This window comes from Sphaerisporangium krabiense, assembly GCF_014200435.1.
Classification (GTDB): Bacteria; Actinomycetota; Actinomycetes; order Streptosporangiales; family Streptosporangiaceae; genus Sphaerisporangium; species Sphaerisporangium krabiense.
Genome location: NZ_JACHBR010000001.1, coordinates 2,347,764 through 2,363,075, shown reverse-complemented (window position 1 = coordinate 2,363,075; position 15,312 = coordinate 2,347,764). Strand labels below are relative to the sequence as shown.

Annotated in this window: 15 protein-coding genes, 1 tRNA gene and 1 other RNA gene; 10 read left to right on the top strand and 7 right to left on the bottom strand. The window is 69.9% G+C overall.

The features are described from left to right. Positions 1 to 61: 61 nt before the first annotated feature. Together BJ981_RS10260 and BJ981_RS10255 are read right to left on the bottom strand one after the other, a co-directional pair. Positions 62 to 826: a formyltransferase family protein gene (locus BJ981_RS10260; RefSeq protein WP_184610268.1), complete on the bottom strand. Its 765-nt coding sequence runs from the start codon at positions 824 to 826 to the stop codon at positions 62 to 64. A 243-nt stretch (positions 827 to 1,069) separates the two neighbouring features. Beyond that, positions 1,070 to 1,810, bottom strand: a complete 741-nt coding sequence (locus BJ981_RS10255; RefSeq protein WP_184610266.1) for a WbqC family protein — start codon at positions 1,808 to 1,810, stop codon at positions 1,070 to 1,072. Positions 1,811 to 3,368: 1,558 nt separating this feature from the next. Between BJ981_RS10255 and BJ981_RS10250 the strand changes: the two genes are divergently transcribed. Further along, positions 3,369 to 4,187 (top strand): hypothetical protein, encoded by an 819-nt coding sequence (locus tag BJ981_RS10250; protein WP_184610264.1) that lies wholly within the window; start codon positions 3,369 to 3,371, stop codon positions 4,185 to 4,187. A gap of 31 nt (positions 4,188 to 4,218) precedes the next feature. Here BJ981_RS10250 and BJ981_RS10245 read toward each other — a convergent pair whose 3' ends face one another. The 3 genes from BJ981_RS10245 to BJ981_RS10235 all read right to left on the bottom strand — a co-directional run bounded on the left by BJ981_RS10245 (position 4,219) and on the right by BJ981_RS10235 (position 4,935). Then, positions 4,219 to 4,359, bottom strand: a complete 141-nt coding sequence (locus BJ981_RS10245) for a hypothetical protein (RefSeq protein ID WP_184610262.1) — start codon at positions 4,357 to 4,359, stop codon at positions 4,219 to 4,221. A gap of 19 nt (positions 4,360 to 4,378) precedes the next feature. Continuing rightward, entirely contained in the window at positions 4,379 to 4,663 is a 285-nt protein-coding gene (locus tag BJ981_RS10240; RefSeq protein ID WP_184610260.1) for a tyrosine-type recombinase/integrase, read from the bottom strand. Positions 4,664 to 4,849: 186 nt separating this feature from the next. Beyond that, a tRNA-Ser gene (locus BJ981_RS10235) sits at positions 4,850 to 4,935 on the bottom strand. A gap of 133 nt (positions 4,936 to 5,068) precedes the next feature. On the opposite strand from BJ981_RS10235, the gene ffs reads away from it, so the two are divergent. From ffs to BJ981_RS10200, 7 genes are all read left to right on the top strand, one after another. Then, an RNA gene (gene ffs, locus BJ981_RS10230) (signal recognition particle sRNA small type) lies at positions 5,069 to 5,164 on the top strand. 98 nt (positions 5,165 to 5,262) lie between these two features. After that, positions 5,263 to 7,410, top strand: coding sequence for a DNA polymerase III subunit gamma and tau (locus BJ981_RS10225; protein ID WP_184610258.1), 2,148 nt, complete (start codon positions 5,263 to 5,265; stop codon positions 7,408 to 7,410). Positions 7,411 to 7,842: 432 nt separating this feature from the next. Next, positions 7,843 to 8,190 (top strand): YbaB/EbfC family nucleoid-associated protein, encoded by a 348-nt coding sequence (locus BJ981_RS10220; protein WP_203959057.1) that lies wholly within the window; start codon positions 7,843 to 7,845, stop codon positions 8,188 to 8,190. Positions 8,191 to 8,195: 5 nt separating this feature from the next. Next, positions 8,196 to 8,795, top strand: coding sequence for a recombination mediator RecR (gene recR, locus BJ981_RS10215; protein WP_184610256.1), 600 nt, complete (start codon positions 8,196 to 8,198; stop codon positions 8,793 to 8,795). Continuing rightward, the gene (locus BJ981_RS10210; RefSeq protein ID WP_184610254.1) at positions 8,788 to 9,318 is read left to right on the top strand and encodes a DUF5063 domain-containing protein; all 531 of its coding nucleotides are present in this window, start codon (positions 8,788 to 8,790) and stop codon (positions 9,316 to 9,318) included. Before recR ends, BJ981_RS10210 begins: the two co-directional genes overlap by 8 nt. Before the next feature lie 145 nt (positions 9,319 to 9,463). Next, positions 9,464 to 10,738: an aspartate kinase gene (locus tag BJ981_RS10205; RefSeq protein ID WP_184610252.1), complete on the top strand. Its 1,275-nt coding sequence runs from the start codon at positions 9,464 to 9,466 to the stop codon at positions 10,736 to 10,738. Then, the gene (locus BJ981_RS10200) at positions 10,735 to 11,844 is read left to right on the top strand and encodes an aspartate-semialdehyde dehydrogenase (protein WP_184610250.1); all 1,110 of its coding nucleotides are present in this window, start codon (positions 10,735 to 10,737) and stop codon (positions 11,842 to 11,844) included. The genes BJ981_RS10205 and BJ981_RS10200 overlap by 4 nt, the downstream gene beginning before the upstream one ends. A gap of 54 nt (positions 11,845 to 11,898) precedes the next feature. Here the strand turns inward: BJ981_RS10200 and BJ981_RS10195 are convergent, their stop codons facing one another. Then, positions 11,899 to 12,582 (bottom strand): hypothetical protein, encoded by a 684-nt coding sequence (locus tag BJ981_RS10195; RefSeq protein WP_184610248.1) that lies wholly within the window; start codon positions 12,580 to 12,582, stop codon positions 11,899 to 11,901. Positions 12,583 to 12,795: 213 nt separating this feature from the next. Between BJ981_RS10195 and BJ981_RS10190 the strand changes: the two genes are divergently transcribed. After that, positions 12,796 to 13,470 (top strand): TetR/AcrR family transcriptional regulator, encoded by a 675-nt coding sequence (locus BJ981_RS10190; RefSeq protein WP_239139346.1) that lies wholly within the window; start codon positions 12,796 to 12,798, stop codon positions 13,468 to 13,470. A 180-nt stretch (positions 13,471 to 13,650) separates the two neighbouring features. Continuing rightward, positions 13,651 to 14,013 carry a YkvA family protein gene (locus BJ981_RS10185; RefSeq protein WP_221314681.1) on the top strand — a complete coding sequence of 121 codons (363 nt, stop codon included), beginning with the start codon at positions 13,651 to 13,653 and terminating at the stop codon, positions 14,011 to 14,013. Positions 14,014 to 14,022: 9 nt separating this feature from the next. Here BJ981_RS10185 and BJ981_RS10180 read toward each other — a convergent pair whose 3' ends face one another. Then, positions 14,023 to 15,165 carry an amidohydrolase family protein gene (locus tag BJ981_RS10180; protein ID WP_221314680.1) on the bottom strand — a complete coding sequence of 381 codons (1,143 nt, stop codon included), beginning with the start codon at positions 15,163 to 15,165 and terminating at the stop codon, positions 14,023 to 14,025. Between the last annotated feature and the right edge of the window lie 147 nt (positions 15,166 to 15,312).

Sequence of the window (15,312 nt, the reverse complement as noted above, 5' to 3'; positions counted from 1 at the left end):
ACCGCTGCGCGGAGGCGGGGATCCCCGGCCAGGCCACGTCCGCGCGGACCCCGGCCGGGAGTCACTCGGGAATCGGCTCGAGAAAGAGGCGGATCGTGGTGCCGTCGAGTCCGCGGATTCGCACGCAGTTGTCTCGGTTGAAGCACCGGCCCCGGATGATGTCCACCATTTGCCCGACCGTCATGAACCGGTCCGGGTCAAGGTACCCGATTTCCTCGAACTCACTGGTCGTGTGTTCAGTGGCTTTCTCATTATCCTGCTCTTTCGGTATGAGCGAATTCGCGCACAGCAACGGCCACGAGCGCCGGAACAGTTCGACGGCGGCGTCCTCTACTTTCCGATAGAGCGAACCGCCTGTGTCGTACGGGTGGACAGGAACCTCCTCCTGCGAGAGCACCGGACCCGTGTCGACTCCTTGGTCGACCATGTGCAACGTCGCACCGGCCGGCGTGCCATCGATAATCGACCAGATCGCCGTCCGCCGCCCCCGGTTGTAGGGCAGCAGGGAGGGATGCAGGTTGACGATCCCACGCGGAAACGCGTTGATGAGCCGCGACGTGAATATGTGCGCGAAGTACAGGGAGATCCCCATCTCCGCGCCGAGTCCTGCGATACGACGAGGCGTCTCCTCCTTCTTGAGGATGTCCCCGGTGAGCACCAACCCTGCTCGCTCCAGGTCGGGGAACAGGTCCCTGATTTCGTCGGCGCGACGCTGCTGCCCGGGAGCGTTGAGGACGACGGCGGCGATCTCGGCATCAGGCCTGCCACGCAGCCAAGTTGCGATCTCAAGACCGGTCCGATCATTACAGAACAGGACAATCCGCATACTTTTCTCCCTCGAGATGTGGTTTTCAGCTGTGGGGCCGCTTGCCGTTCTCCTATATCGCCCTCGCGCCGATACGCTTGGCCACCTGCCGCGACTGGACAGCAGATCGTGCCCGACGTACTCGTCGAACCGGCGGCCACGCCGCCATCAACTCCCGCGATCGGATCCGTCGCTTATCCGCATGGCGAACAGCCGTGCCTGCTCTGTGGTAAGTGGCCGGCGGCATGCCGTCTGGGCAGGTACTCACGTGCTGGATGCCCGCAGGTCCAACGGTACTTCGACGGTTTCGGTTCCGGGCGTGGCGACCTTCAGATACTTCTTGGCGGTTGGCCCCGTATTGAAAATGAGATCGACGACACTCACGTGATGGTGGAAGGGAGGATGGAGTTGTGGATATTCGCGGTACCCTTCGTAGTCGAACCACAGGACGTCGATTCCTGCGTTCCGGAGGAGTGACTCGTCAAGGTAGACACGAGCCGCCGGTCCGCTGACGTATTGCGTTGCGCCCGACTTCTGGCACAGGTCGAGCAGGCGTTCGGTTTTCGATCCTGTCGCGCCGTAGTCGGCGGACGGACGCAGATCGGTGTGAATGTCAAGGATGGAGCAGATTCCTTCGAGGAAATGCCTGTTGATCTCGGATAGGCTGCTTGTCTCACATTCCAGGTACATCTTCTCCAGGACCGTGGCATATTCATCGAAATAGGGGGCTCTTCGGTATGCGTGCATGAGTGTGCGCCAGTGCTTCACGTTCCAGGCCGGGTAGACGATGGTCGATTCATTGATGAGTTGACTCCGACTGCTTTGCCTGACTGGAATCGAGAGCCAACTGGGGCCCGCAGCCGTCTTTATCAGGTTTCGGTTACGCCAATCCCGATTGGTGTACTGAACATCGTCGAGCAGAATGAACTCATCGACATGCGCGATGAGATCAAAATACCCTTTCCAGGGAATGTAATTCGATTGCACTATTGCAACACGCTTCATCTACTTCGCGCTTTCGCCTTATGACGTAATTTCTCGTCCGGCCAGCATAGCGAATCTTCGATCCACCCTCAATGAAGACGGTGAGCCCGAGCGGCATGACCGCGATGGGCGTCAAGCCTGAGATGTGCCAATCGTTCATCCGAAGAGCGGAAGAACCCATGCCGCGACAAGAGGTGAACGTTCGAATTTACCCGGAAACCGCCGGAAAGTGCGGCCCCGCGTATCCTCGCCGACTTTGCTGAAAAGCACGGGATGCGTTACCTGAAAATTGCCGGAACGGGAAAAACGATTAGCCCGGCTCGTCCCATACGGCCCTGCGACGCCGCGGCGGCTCCCAGGTCCGCACGTCGGCTAGCGGATCGCCATCGGCCTGCCGACGTGCCCAGTTGGGCGGGCCATGCGACTCGTCCAACCCAAACAGAAAGCCCCCGCTACGGCGGGGGCTTTCTGCTATGCGTGGATGATGTCGATTGACGTTCCGGGGATGTTGTCCATCCGCCTGCGGCCGGGGCCGGGTGGGTGAACCATGATCCGCTTCACGTACCGGCCGAGAACCGCCACGTAGGCCGGTAAGGATCTCCCCGGCGTCCGCCATTGGCATCAGGCCGTCTACGGCCGCTTGACGAGTCTCGGCGATCCGGCTTTCAAGCCCGGCAATGTCGGCCGACATGTCCCGCGTGGGGACGGCGTCGCCCGCTTCCGGCTTCGCTACTTCCTGCCGGAGCTTTTCGGCCACATGCGCCCGGGCAACCGTTTCAAGCCATTCCATGTTTCGTGCCACGCCCCCGCACCCGCCACGAGCGGCCGATACGCACGCCATGCGCAGGACGCGCTCAGGGCCACGCCGAACGACCATGGACGTTCCGCGAATGCCGCACCCGGTGAAGCCGGGCGGCAGCCCGATCCATCACTGTTCAGGGCGGCCCAAATGGGGTCCGACCAGGGGACTGCCGGTCAGGCCGAACCCTGGTGGAGCCTCGTGGACGGACCGGCGGTGCCGTCGCGTCCGTATTCATCAGCCGGCTGCGGCGTGTGCCGACGAAGTGCCTGCACGAGTACGTGAAGACCCTGCCGGCCGGTGGTGGCCAGCGTGACAGGACGGTCGCCTGAAAGGGGGCACTGAACGGGACGTGAGCCGAACGGTGCTTCGAGCATCTGCCTGGGCGCTGAAGTGGCACGGGCGCGTGAGCGTGGGAGTCAAGGACGACGGGATGCCCGGCCGACACGTGCAGCGCAAGACTCAGGCCGAGGCCATCAAGGCGGGTTCGCGAGCTGGAGAAGGCACGCGACAGCGGAGGAGTTCGCAAGGCCGGTCAGCGCTGGACGGTCGCGGAAAGTTTCGAACGTGCGACCGAGTGAGGAAGGATGGCTCGTGTCGATGATCATGGGGGAGGGGACCTCATGAATCGGGGTCCCAGGTACCTTGCGGACCTCCGCGCGCGGGGCCAAGGCCCCGGAGGGCGGGGGTGAGGCGCGGACGGTCAGGTATGGACACCGGCAGGGGCATCTGACACGATCACCGTCCGGCTCTGACCCCGTGGTGGGGGTGGTGGTACCTGTGCTTCGCCCCGTCGCCATCGTGACGGCGTCCGCACTCGGCTTGGCAATCGTGCTCACCTCCGCCAACAAGGCGGCTCCCGGATGGGAGGTGTGGGCATGCCTTGCTGTGGCATTGGCCGCCGCCTCCGGCGCCGTCTTTGCCTATGGTGTCCAGCGCTGGAGAGAGTTGACGGCGCTGCGCTCCGGACACGTCCGCGAGTTGTTCCGACCGCTCGGCGCCCTGTTTCTGGTGGTCTTGCTGCTGGTCGTGCTCGCCCTGGTCCTGTCCCCGAACCCCTTCTCAAGCTGGCGGGGCTGGGGGTTATCGACGATCGCGTGTGTGGGCGCTCTTCCGGCCACGGTGACGATGCTGGGCATCCGCCGATCGGCCGGGACGCTGGATGGCGGACCAGGCACCCGAGTAGCCACGCTGATCAGCTTCCGGCGGCTGCTCCGGCGACTGCTGGGCGCCGTCGGCCTGCTGGTGGCGCTGGCGACGCTCGCGCTCGGCGCTTCTCCCGCCCCGTTGTCGTCCCGTGGAGTCGTCCTGATCTTCGGCAGCAACGGATCACTGCTGGTGGCCCTGGCGTACGTTCCGGCCCGCGCCGCGCTTCGGGAGGCCGCCACCCGTCTCTGTGACGATCTGCTGCCTTTCGGGGACGCGGACGACGCCGCGACAGTGATCAGCCGGGCCGATGAACGCGCGAAACTGGAGCAGGTCCTGGAGGTCGACCACAACCTCATGACCGACCTGCAAACGGGCCTGGTGATCCTCGGGCCACTGCTGTCCAGCGCCGCCACCGCGTTCCTCCCAGGGTCCACTGGGCCAGGGGGATGAGGCGATGGGCGTGGCGTGCTCGGCGGTGGTTTCAGGAGGGCCGGGCGGTGGTGTGGGTGCGGAGTTCGGCAAGCGTGAGGGGCTCGTCGTGGGTCATTCTGCCGATGACGGTGTGACGGGCGTCCTGCCAGGTCCAGTCGGCGCCCAGCTGGTCGTTGGCGCGCTGCAGCACCTGTTGCGCCCCCGGTACGTCATCGGGCGGATCTGGCCGCGGCGGGTGCGCCGAAGTGGCTGCCCGGGGCCGGGAAGTCGTCGGCGGCCAGGTAACGGCCGAGGTGGCGGAAGGCGTCGGCGGAGGCCAGGACCGGTCGGCGCAACCGGGTGCGCAGGGCGGCGACGTAGATGAGTCCCCCCGCCCGGTCGATGTCCTCCAGGGCGAGCAGGAGAAGTTCGCTCACCCGTGCCCCAGTGCTGACGTAGAACTCCAGCAGCGCCCGGTCGCGGTCGCAGCCATCCCCGCGACCATCTCCTGCCACCGCGTGGCCGGGATCGCGTCACCCTCGCCCGCGAGCTCCGCGCGGCCGGTGTCGCGGTCACCCTCGTGGTACGGGGCGGCCGCCTGATCATCTTCGTCAACCGAGACGGAGACTGAGACGGAGACAGCACGAAGGCCCCGGCTGGATCGGTCCGGGGCCTTCGTGTTTGTGCTGCTCAACCAAGCGCGGAGGATAGGAGATTCGAACTCCTGAGGGGTTGCCCCCAACACGCTTTCCAAGCGTGCGCCCTAGGCCAACTAGGCGAATCCTCCGTCGAGAAGCTTACCGGACTTCGGCGGGGGCGTGGACCACGGTGGACGGGCACGAAACGGTCTCGGTGTGGGGGGCGGAGGCTCGATCGGCGTTCTGGGGCCACGAGCACTGCCGGGCGCGGCTAGACTGTGACCGGACCCCTCGCGCGGCGTCATCCTGTGAACCTCCCCAGGGCCGGAAGGCAGCAAGGATAAGCGGGCTCTGGCGGGTGTGCGAGGGGTCTCTTCGCTGGGGCCACCGTCGTCAGGCGCGCGATCCGATCGCCGCGCGTGACGCCCGCGGGCCGCCGGCGCTTCGCACTCCGACCCCCTAGGCGAGGAGACGGCATGAGTCTCGCTCTCTACCGCAAATACCGGCCTGGGACGTTCGCCGAGGTCAAGGGTCAGGAACACGTCACCGAGCCGCTCCGACAGGCGCTGCGCACCGGGCGCATCAACCACGCCTACCTGTTCAGCGGCCCGCGTGGCTGCGGCAAGACCTCCAGCGCGCGCATCCTCGCCCGCTCGCTGAACTGCGAGAAGGGCCCCACGCCCGACCCCTGTGGCGTCTGCGAGTCCTGCGTGGCCCTCGCTCCCACCGGGCCGGGCCACCTGGACGTCATCGAGATCGACGCCGCCTCGCACGGTGGCGTGGACGACGCCCGCGACCTGCGCGAGCGCGCGTTCTTCGCGCCCGTCTCCGCGCGGTTCAAGATCTACATCATCGACGAGGCGCACATGGTGACCCGCGAGGGTTTCAACGCGCTGCTCAAGCTCGTCGAAGAGCCTCCGCCGCACCTGAAGTTCGTCTTCGCGACCACCGAGCCCGAGAAGGTCATCGGCACCATCAAGTCGCGAACCCACCACTACCCCTTCCGGCTCATGCCGCCGGCGACGCTGCGCCAGCTGATGGAGGAGATCCTCGGCTCCGAGTCCGTGCCGTACGAGCCGGCCGCGCTGCCGCTGGTCGTGCGCGCGGGCGCCGGGTCGGCCCGTGACTCGCTGTCGATCCTCGACCAGCTCCTGGCCGGCGCGGACGACGCCGGGATCACCTACGCCCGCGCCGTCTCGCTCCTGGGGTACACCGACGCCGACCTGCTGGACGAGATCGTCACCGCGTTCGCGCGGCGCGACGGGGCCAAGGTCTTCGCGGCGGTCCACCGGGTCATCGAGGGGGGTCACGATCCGCGCCGGTTCGCCGCCGACCTCCTCGAGCGCTTCCGCGACCTGGTGGTGATCGCCAACGTCCCCGAGGCGACGTCCAGCGGCCTGCTCGACCATCCGGCCGACGAGCTGGAGCGGCTCGCCGCGCAGGCGGCCTCGATGGGGCCCGCCGAGCTGACCCGGGCGGCCGAGGTGTTCAACGCCGGGCTGACCGAGATGCGCGGCGCGACGTCCCCGAGGCTGCTCCTGGAGCTCATGTGCGCCCGCGTGCTGCTCCCCGGCGCCGAGGGGGGCGAGGCGGCGATGATGGCCCGCCTGGAGCGCCTGGAGCGCGGCGGGGTCGTGGCCGCGGCGCCGGCCGCCGTCGCGGCGTCCGCCGAGCCTCCGCCCGCCCCGCGGCCCGTGGCACGTGCCGAGCCCGCCGCGCCCGCCCCGCGCGTTGAGGAGGCGGAGCGGGCCGAGCCCCGCCCGCCCGCGGCGCGTCCCGCGGGCGACGACTGGCCCGCCGCGGCGAAGCCGGGGTCGGGCGGGCAGCCGAGCCGCCCGGAGCCCGCCTCCGATCCCGCCCCCGCTCCCCGGGTGGCCCCGCAGGGCGGCGCCCTGCAGCACACCTGGCCGCAGGTGCTCGACACGCTCAAGCGGCGTTCCCCGGCGGTCTGGGCCAACGTGAGCACGCACGCCGAGGTCATCGGCGTCGAGGGCAACATCGTCACCCTGGGCTACAGCCAGGTCGGCGCCATGCGCTACTTCGTCAACGGCACCAAGGACACCGTGGTGGCGGCGGCGATCGCCGAGGTCATGGGCGGCACGTGGAAGGTCGAGGCCGTCGTCGCCGGATCGTCGGGACCCCCGGCGGGAGGCGCGCCGGCGCGGCATGCTCCGCCCGCGGCCCGCCCGGCGCCGTCCCGGCCCGAGAACGCTCCCGCCCCGCAGGCGCCCCCGCCCCCGTCTCCTGCCCCGCAGGCGCCCGCGCGGCGGCAGCCGGCCGGGCGGCCCCAGGCTCCGGCGGCGCAGTCCGATGACGACCCCTGGCCGGACGCCCCGCCCCCGGACGACGTCGGCGGCCCTCCCGGCGGCGGACGCGGCCCGGCGAGCGGGGGGCTCGCGGCGGCGCGCTCGGCGGCGAACGCCGCGGCGCAGGCCGGTCCCCGGCAGGCGGGCGCGGCCGGCTGGCCGGACGCGGTGCCCGGCCGTGCCGGCTCCGGGGTCACGGACGCCGACGAGGTCGACCCGCTCAACGACGCGGACGCCGACGCCGACGCGCTGACCGGCATGGCCCTGGTCCAGCGCGAACTGGGCGGTCAGATCATCGGCGAGATCGACCACGGCTAGCGTCCTTGCCGATTCCTTGTCGGGGGTTGGCGTTTCATGACCCGATCCGGCGCGCCGTTGGCACGCGCATGGGCGGAAGCGGAAGGTCCTGCCCTCCATGGGGAGCGGGGGTTGACGCCGGCCGCAGGCGCTCGTGACCCGGCGGGAACCGGCGGCGTCCGCGCGTCCCGCGGCGAGGCCCGGCCGGTCCGGGGCCGAGGAGCGCTCCCCGGCGCGCGGCCGGTCCGCCGCGGCGCGCCGGGAACCTCGTCCCCACAGGCACACCCGGCCCCGCCACCGCCGTCACCTCCCCGGCTCCGACCTGCGGCGGGCCGCGCGGGCGCGGCGCGCCCGGCGGGGGCGGCGGTCCGAACACCACCGTGCGCCAGTGCAACATGCGTGGCAAACCCCGTAGGCTCGTGCCACACGCGAAGCCATGAGGAGCGCACGATCGTGAATCCAGGGGATGTCAATCTGCAGCAGTTGCTGGAGCAGGCGCAGCTCATGCAGCAGCAGCTCGCGACGGCCCAGCAGGAGCTCAGCGACGCGCAGATCGAGGGGTCCGCAGGAGGCGGCCTCGTCGTCGCGACCGTCAACGGCAGCGGTGAGCTGCTGGAGCTGAAGATCAGTCCCAAGGCCGTCGACGCCGGCGACCCGCAGGACACGGCCGACACGATCGCCGACCTGGTGATCGCCGCGGTGCGCGACGCCGTCCGCGCGGCCAGCGAGCTCCAGCAGGAGAAGCTCGGCCCGCTGGCGCAGGGGCTCGGCGGGGGCGGATTCCAGCTGCCAGGGTTCTGACCGTCATGTACGAGGGGGTCGTCCAGAACCTGATCGACGAGCTCGGCCTGCTGCCCGGCGTCGGTCCGAAGAGCGCGCAGCGCATCGCCTTCCACCTGCTGGCCGCGGACCCGGTCGACGTCAAACGCCTGGCGCACGCGCTGCTGGAGGTCAAGGAGAAGGTCCGCTTCTGCCGGGTCTGCGGCAACGTCGCGTCCGAGGAGGAGTGCCGGATCTGCCGGGACGCCCGGCGCGACCCGCACGTCATCTGCGTGGTCGAGGAGCCCAAGGACGTCGTGGCCATCGAGAAGACCCGCGAGTTCCGCGGGCGCTACCACGTTCTCGGCGGGGCGATCAGCCCTATCGAGGGGGTGGGTCCCGACGATCTGCGGATCCGCGAGCTGATGACGCGGCTGGCGGACGGGCAGGTCACCGAGCTGATCCTGGCGACCGACCCGAACCTCGAAGGGGAGGCCACGGCGACCTATCTCGCGCGTCTGGTCAAACCCATGGGTTTGAAAGTCACACGATTGGCCAGCGGACTGCCGGTGGGCGGAGACCTCGAGTACGCCGACGAGGTCACTTTGGGCCGCGCTTTCGAAGGACGGAGGTTGCTGGATGTTTGACGAGTGGAATGCTCTGGCCGACAGCGTCGCGGCGCACACGCAGAACTACCTCGACGGGCTGACGAGGCTCGCCGGCGGTGAGGGCGGTGACGCCATACTCGCGATGCTGCTGGTCGAGGTCTCGCAGGTCAGCCTGGCGGGCGCCCAGCTCGGGGCCGTTCAGGACGTGATCCTGCAGGGCAACGTCGAGCCCGCGACCGGTCCCGACCCCGACCTGGACGGCATGCGCACGGCGCTCGCCACACGCCTCGGCCCCGTGGACGACTACGTCGAGGTCTTCGACCCGTACAAGGACACCGGCGTCACGCACTACCGCCTGTCGGACGACCTCACCGCGGTCGCCGCCGACCTGGTCCACGGCCTCGGCCACTACCGGGCCGGGCGTCCGCTGGAGGCCCTGTGGTGGTGGCAGTACTCCTACTTCAACACCTGGGGCAACCACGCCGGCGCGGCGCTGCGCGCCCTGCAGGCGCTCGTCGCGCACACGCGCCTGGACGTCGTGGAGGAGTCGACGATCGCCTGATCCGCGAGGGCGGTCCCGCGCGGAGGAACGGCCGTACAGACGGCGTGAAGTGCCCGGTTGTCCACATAGTGGGTAATTCAGTCGGCTCCGCAGAGCGCCCAAGTAGACTGTGAGCTCCGCAGACCGAACCTTTGGGAGACATCCCGTGGCGCTCGTTGTCCAAAAATACGGTGGTTCCTCCGTCGCCGACGCATCGCGCATCAAGCGTGTGGCCCAGCGGATCGTCGCGACGAAAAAAGCCGGCAACGACGTCGTGGTCATCGTCTCGGCGATGGGTGACACGACCGACGAGCTGCTCGACCTCGCCCAGCAGGTGTCGCCGCTGCCTCCCGGCCGCGAGCTCGACATGCTGCTGACCGCGGGCGAGCGCATCTCGATGGCCTTGCTGGCCATGGCGATCGCCAACCTCGGCCACGAGGCCCGGTCCTTCACCGGCTCGCAGGCCGGGGTGATCACCGACTCCACGCACGGCAAGGCGCGCATCATCGACGTGACGCCCGGCCGCATCCGCGAGGCCCTGAACATCGGCCAGATCGCGATCGTGGCCGGCTTCCAGGGCGTCTCGCAGGACACCAAGGACATCACGACGCTCGGCCGCGGCGGCTCGGACACGACGGCGGTCGCGCTGGCGGCGGCGCTGGAGGCCGACGTCTGCGAGATCTACACCGACGTCGACGGCATCTTCACCGCCGATCCGCGCATCGTCTCCGCCGCGCGCCAGATTCCTCGCATCGCCTACGAGGAGGCCATGGAGATGGCCGCGTGCGGCGCCAAGATCCTCCACCTGCGCTGTGTGGAGTACGCCCGGCGGTTCGACCTGCCGATCCATGTCCGGAGCTCCTTCAGCAGCAGGGAAGGCACCTGGGTCGTCTCCGACCCCTATACCGAAGGAAACGTGATGGAGCAGCCGATCATCTCCGGCGTCGCGCACGACCGCAGCGAGGCGAAGATCACCGTGGTCGGGGTGCCCGACAAGGTCGGCGAGGCGGCGGCCATCTTCAGGACGCTCGCGGACGCCGAGATCAACATCGACATGATCGTCCAGAACATCTCGGCCGCGGCGACCGGGCGCACCGACATCTCCTTCACGCTGCCCTCCGCCGACGCCACGGTCGCCGTCACGGCGCTCAAGCGCATCCAGAGCGAGATCGGCTTCGAGAAGATCCTCTTCGACGACCAGATCGGCAAGGTGTCGCTGGTGGGTGCGGGCATGCGCTCCCACCCGGGCGTCACCGCCACCTTCTTCGGCGCGCTGGCCGACGCCGGCGTCAACATCGAGATGATCTCCACCTCCGAGATCCGCATCTCGGTCATCGTGGGGCAGGAGGACGTCGACGCCGCCGTCACCGCCGCACACCGCGCCTTCGACCTCGACGCCGACCAGGTCGAGGCCGTCGTCTACGGAGGTACCGGCAGATGAGCGTCCCGTCCGACCACACCGGCCAGGAAGGTTCCCCCGCAGTGAACACCAAGCCCACTCTCGCCGTCGTCGGGGCCACCGGGGCCGTCGGCACGGTGATGCTGGAGATCCTGTCCGGCCGTCCCGACGTATGGGGCGAGATCCGCCTGATCGCCTCCGCGCGCTCCGCGGGCAGGCGGCTGCGGGTCCGTGGCGAGGAGGTCGAGGTCATCGCCCTCTCGCCCGAGGCGTTCGACGGCGTGGACGTCGCCATGTTCGACGTGCCGGACGAGGTGTCGGCCGAGTGGGCGCCGATCGCGGCGGCCCGCGGCGCGGTGGCGGTGGACAACTCCGGCGCCTTCCGCATGGACCCGCAGGTGCCGCTGGTGGTGCCGGAGTGCAACCCCGAGCAGGTGCGCGAGCGTCCCCGGGGCATCATCGCCAACCCCAACTGCACGACGCTGTCGATGATGGCCGCGCTCGGCGCCCTGCACCGCGCGTACGGCCTGCGCGAGCTGGTCGTGGCGTCCTACCAGGCCGTGTCCGGCATGGGCGTCTCCGGGCCCGAGCGGCTCTACGACGAGGTCGAGGCGGTGGCGGGCAACCGCACGCTCGGCACGGTGGCCGGCGACGTCCGCAAGGCCGTCCCCGACCTGGTCGACTCGCCGTTCCCCGCGCCGCTGGCCTTCAACGTGGTCCCGGCCGCCGGGTCCTACAAGGGCGACGGCTGGTTCTCCGAGGAGCTCAAGGTCCGCAACGAGTCCCGGAAGATCCTCGGCATCCCGGACCTGAAGGTCTCGGCGACCTGCGTGCGGGTCCCCGTGGTCACCACCCACTCGCTGGCGGTCCACGCCACGTTCGAGGGGCCGGTGACGGTCGAGGACGCCCGGGCGGTCCTGGGGGCGGCCCCCACGGTGGTCGTGCTGGACGACCCCGAGAACGGCGTGTTCCCGACCCCGGCCGACGTCGTCGGCACCGATCCGACCTACGTCGGCCGCATCCGCCAGGCGCTCGACTTCCCGAACACGCTGGACATGTTCGTGTGCGGCGACAACTTGCGCAAGGGCGCGGCGCTCAACACCGCCGAGATCGCCGAGCTGGTCGCGGCCGAGTTCCAGGGCCGCTGAGCCCGCCGCGGTGGGAGTCCCCCCGGGGGCTCCCACCCCGCGCCGGCGAGGGCGTCAGAGGAACGTGATGTCCCAGTGGCTCGGCTCGTCGGCGTACACCGTGTGCCCCTGCGGGCGGCGTTCGGAGTAGGTTCCCGCGCCGTCGCCGCGCACCGTGCCCCGCTGCTTCGCGCGGATGTACCGGTCGACGCACTTGTTGTGTTCGATGTCCAGCTTGTAGCCCTGGCCGTGGCTGCGGGGACCGTGCGCGTGGCCGGCCTCGGTGCCTCCGGTCACGACGAGCGGGCAGCGGCTGCGGCGCTTCAGGTCGACCACTCCCCACAGGGTGCCGAGCCGCACGGTGTCCAGCGAGGTGCAGGAGCGCCGGTGGCGGTTCGCGCAGTGCCCGGACGACCGCCGCCCGAGCCCCGCGTGGCGCAGCCGCCGCGCGGCCTGGACGTGCCCCAGGCGTACGGCGTGGTAGAGCCTGTGCTGCCGCCACAGGGCGGCGCCGAGCACGCCGGTGCGCGCCTGGGCGGCCGCCGCGGCCCGGCCGAGCCGCGGGGCGTTGGTCGCGTAGCGGGTGGCGGGCAGCGCGTTGTTCAGCGTGCGGACGCGCGCGGCGTGGCGCGCGGCCGGTGACGTCGCGTCGGGCCGGTGCCGGGCGGCGTCCGCGGCCCCGTGCGCGGCGGCCGGCCGTCGTGGGGCGGAAGCGGAGGCGGGCCGCGCCGAGGCCAGCCCCGTCACTGTGATCTGCACGGCGAGCAACGCGCAGGCACCGAGCCACGCGGGCCCGCGTCCACCGGGATGCAAACCCATATTCGTCCTCTGTCGCAGGGCGCCCCTCCGCCACGAGGATCTATCCCATTCGGGGAAAGTGCTGACTCCACTACTCTGCGTGTTTTTGCGCGAAAATGGCGGACAAGCTGGCCGTCTGTGACCTTGACGGGCTGCGGGCCGTACAGTGGCCACGTGGCCGAATCGACGCCCAGAGCGCGCGGAGGAGAGAAGACCCGGGATCTCATCGTCGAGACGGCCCTGCGCCTCTTCAGGGAGCGGGGGTACGAGGCGACGACGATGCGGGCCATCGCGGCCGAGGCGGGCGTCTCCGTGGGGAACGCCTATTACTACTTCTCGTCCAAGGAACAGCTCGTCCAGGCCTACTACGATCGCGCGCAGTCCGAGCACGAGGCCGCGTGCCGCGATCTGCTGGCCTCGGAGCGCAAGTTCGCCGCGCGGCTGAGCGGCGTGCTGGGCGCCTGGGTGCGGGTGTCGGAGCCGTACCACGACTTCGCCGTCAAGTTCTTCAAACACGCGTCAGAGCCGAGCAACCCGCTCAGCCCGTTCAGTGGGGAGTCCACCCCCGCGCGGGAGGCGGCGGTGGCCGTCTACCGCCGGGTCGTCGAGGGGTCGGACGCGCGCATCGACGCCGAGCTGCGCGAGGAGCTGCCCGAGCTGTTGTGGCTGGCGTCGATGGGGATGGTCCTGTACTGGGTGCACGACACCTCGCCGGGGTGCGCGCGCACGTACCGGCTGATCGAGGTGATGGTCCCGCTCATCGACCGGCTCGTGGGGCTGTCGCATCTGCCCGGGCTGCGCGGGGTGACCAAGGATTTCCTCACGGCGATGCGCGAGCTGCGCGCCTGAGACGCCGGCCCCTTCGCCGACCCCTCTGCCGGGCCCTCTGCCGGGATGGTGACAGTGCCCTAACCGGACACCCCGGAGGAACCGGGCGAAGGGGGCGCACGTTATCGGAGTACGCGCGGGGGTAGTCGGCGGTGGACGTATCCGACGGTGCGCGTGCGGCACGAACGGAGGGGAGCCGGCATGGTCAAGGGTCGCGGAGGTTCCGTGGGCAGGGCCGGGCGCGCGGCGGCGGCCTATCGCGCCTACCAGGAGGTCTCCCGGGCGGGGTCCCACGGCCTGGGCGCCCGCCTGAAGGCACTGCCGAGAATGGTCTCCGGCGCGATGCGCGGGGACTACCGCGATCTCGGCAAGGGCAAGCTCGCCCTGATGGGGCTCGGCATCGTCTACATCATCTCGCCGATCGACGTCATCCCCGACTTCCTCGCGCTGATCGGCGTGGCCGACGACTTCGGCGTGTTCCTGTGGCTGATGACGTCCCTGCTCGGCGAGAGCGGCCGCTACCTCGACTGGGAGCGCAGGAAGGTCGTCGGCGAGGTCGTCTGAGGCCCGGGGTCAGAGCTCCTCGCGCAGCAGCCACGCCCGCGACGGCAACGGGTGGCCGAAGAGGCGGGCGGCGTTGCCGTAGGCCACCCGGGCGATGTCGGCGGGCGGCAGGCTGCCGAGGTTGCGGGCCAGGGCCTTCTGGACGTCGGGCCAGGTGGACTCCGAGCGGGGGTAGCCGCTTTCGAGCAGGACGTGCTCGAGGCCCACGGCGAGGCGCACGCCGGACAGGGCGTAGTCGTCCAACGTGCCGAAGTAGAAGTTGCGGCGCAGGACCTCGCTCGGCTTCAGGCCCCCCTCCCAGGTCGCCTCGCCGGCCACCGGGTGGTCGAGGGCGTAGTCGGCGCGGGCGGACAGCATGGGGAGCCATCCGACGCCGCCCTCGACGATGAGGATGCGCAGTTTGGGGAAGCGCAGCGGGACGCCCGACCACAGCCAGTCGGCGCAGGCGAACATCGCGCTGGCCGGGATCATCGTGGTGATGGCCTCGATCGGGGTGTCGGGCGAGGGCACGGGCGACCACGACGAGGCGCCGGTGTGCAGGCACAGGACCGTTCCCGTCTCCTCACAGGCGGCGAAGAACGGGTCCCAGTGGCCGGTGTGGATGGACGGCAGGCGAAGGCGGGTCGGGAACTCGGGGAAGACGACCGCCTTGAAGCCCCGCGCGGCGTTGGCCCGGATCTCCTTGGCCGCGACCTCGGGATCGGGGAGCCAGGGGAGCTGCAGGGCGATGATGCGCTCGGGGTAGGTGCCGGCCCAGACGTCGCAGTGCCAGTCGTTGTAGGCGCGCGTGAGGGCCAGGCCGAGATCCTGGTCGCGGGTCTTGGCGAAGGCCATGCCGGACTGGACGGCGAGCATGCCGGGGAAGTTGATCGCGGCCCAGATGCCCGCGATGTCCATGTCCGAGATGCGGGCCTCGATGTCGTGGCAGCCGGGGCGCATGTTCTCGAACCGCACGGGGTCGAGGGTCCACTGCTCGCGGGGCAGGCCGGCGCCGACGTCCATGCCCGCGCAGGAATAGGTGCCGCCGCCGTACCGCCAGACCTGGTGGCCGGCCTCGGTCTCGACCACCTTGGGGGCGACGTCGGCGTACTTCTGCGGGAGCCGTCCCTCGAAGACGTCCGGCGGCTCGATCAGGTGATCGTCGACGCTCATGATCACATAGTCGCGCCGCCTTGGCTCGGGGTCAGGGGGCAGCGATGTGTTCACGAGGAAAACCGTATGCCGCAGGAATAACACCACACAAGCTGGGAGGTCTCCGGTTGGTATCCGTTCGCAAGCGGAGCGACGCCCGGCGCTGCT

What these genes read in the sequence shown, in the direction of transcription:
- BJ981_RS10260 (WP_184610268.1), bottom strand. Translation starts at nt 826, where the DNA reads ATGCGGATTGTCCTGTTCTGTAATGATCGGACCGGTCTTGAGATCGCA.
- BJ981_RS10255 (WP_184610266.1), bottom strand. Translation starts at nt 1,810, where the DNA reads ATGAAGCGTGTTGCAATAGTGCAATCGAATTACATTCCCTGGAAAGGG.
- BJ981_RS10225 (WP_184610258.1), top strand. Translation starts at nt 5,263, where the DNA reads ATGAGTCTCGCTCTCTACCGCAAATACCGGCCTGGGACGTTCGCCGAG.
- recR (WP_184610256.1), top strand. Translation starts at nt 8,196, where the DNA reads ATGTACGAGGGGGTCGTCCAGAACCTGATCGACGAGCTCGGCCTGCTG.
- BJ981_RS10210 (WP_184610254.1), top strand. Translation starts at nt 8,788, where the DNA reads ATGTTTGACGAGTGGAATGCTCTGGCCGACAGCGTCGCGGCGCACACG.
- BJ981_RS10200 (WP_184610250.1), top strand. Translation starts at nt 10,735, where the DNA reads ATGAGCGTCCCGTCCGACCACACCGGCCAGGAAGGTTCCCCCGCAGTG.
- BJ981_RS10185 (WP_221314681.1), top strand. Translation starts at nt 13,651, where the DNA reads ATGGTCAAGGGTCGCGGAGGTTCCGTGGGCAGGGCCGGGCGCGCGGCG.
- BJ981_RS10180 (WP_221314680.1), bottom strand. Translation starts at nt 15,165, where the DNA reads ATGAGCGTCGACGATCACCTGATCGAGCCGCCGGACGTCTTCGAGGGA.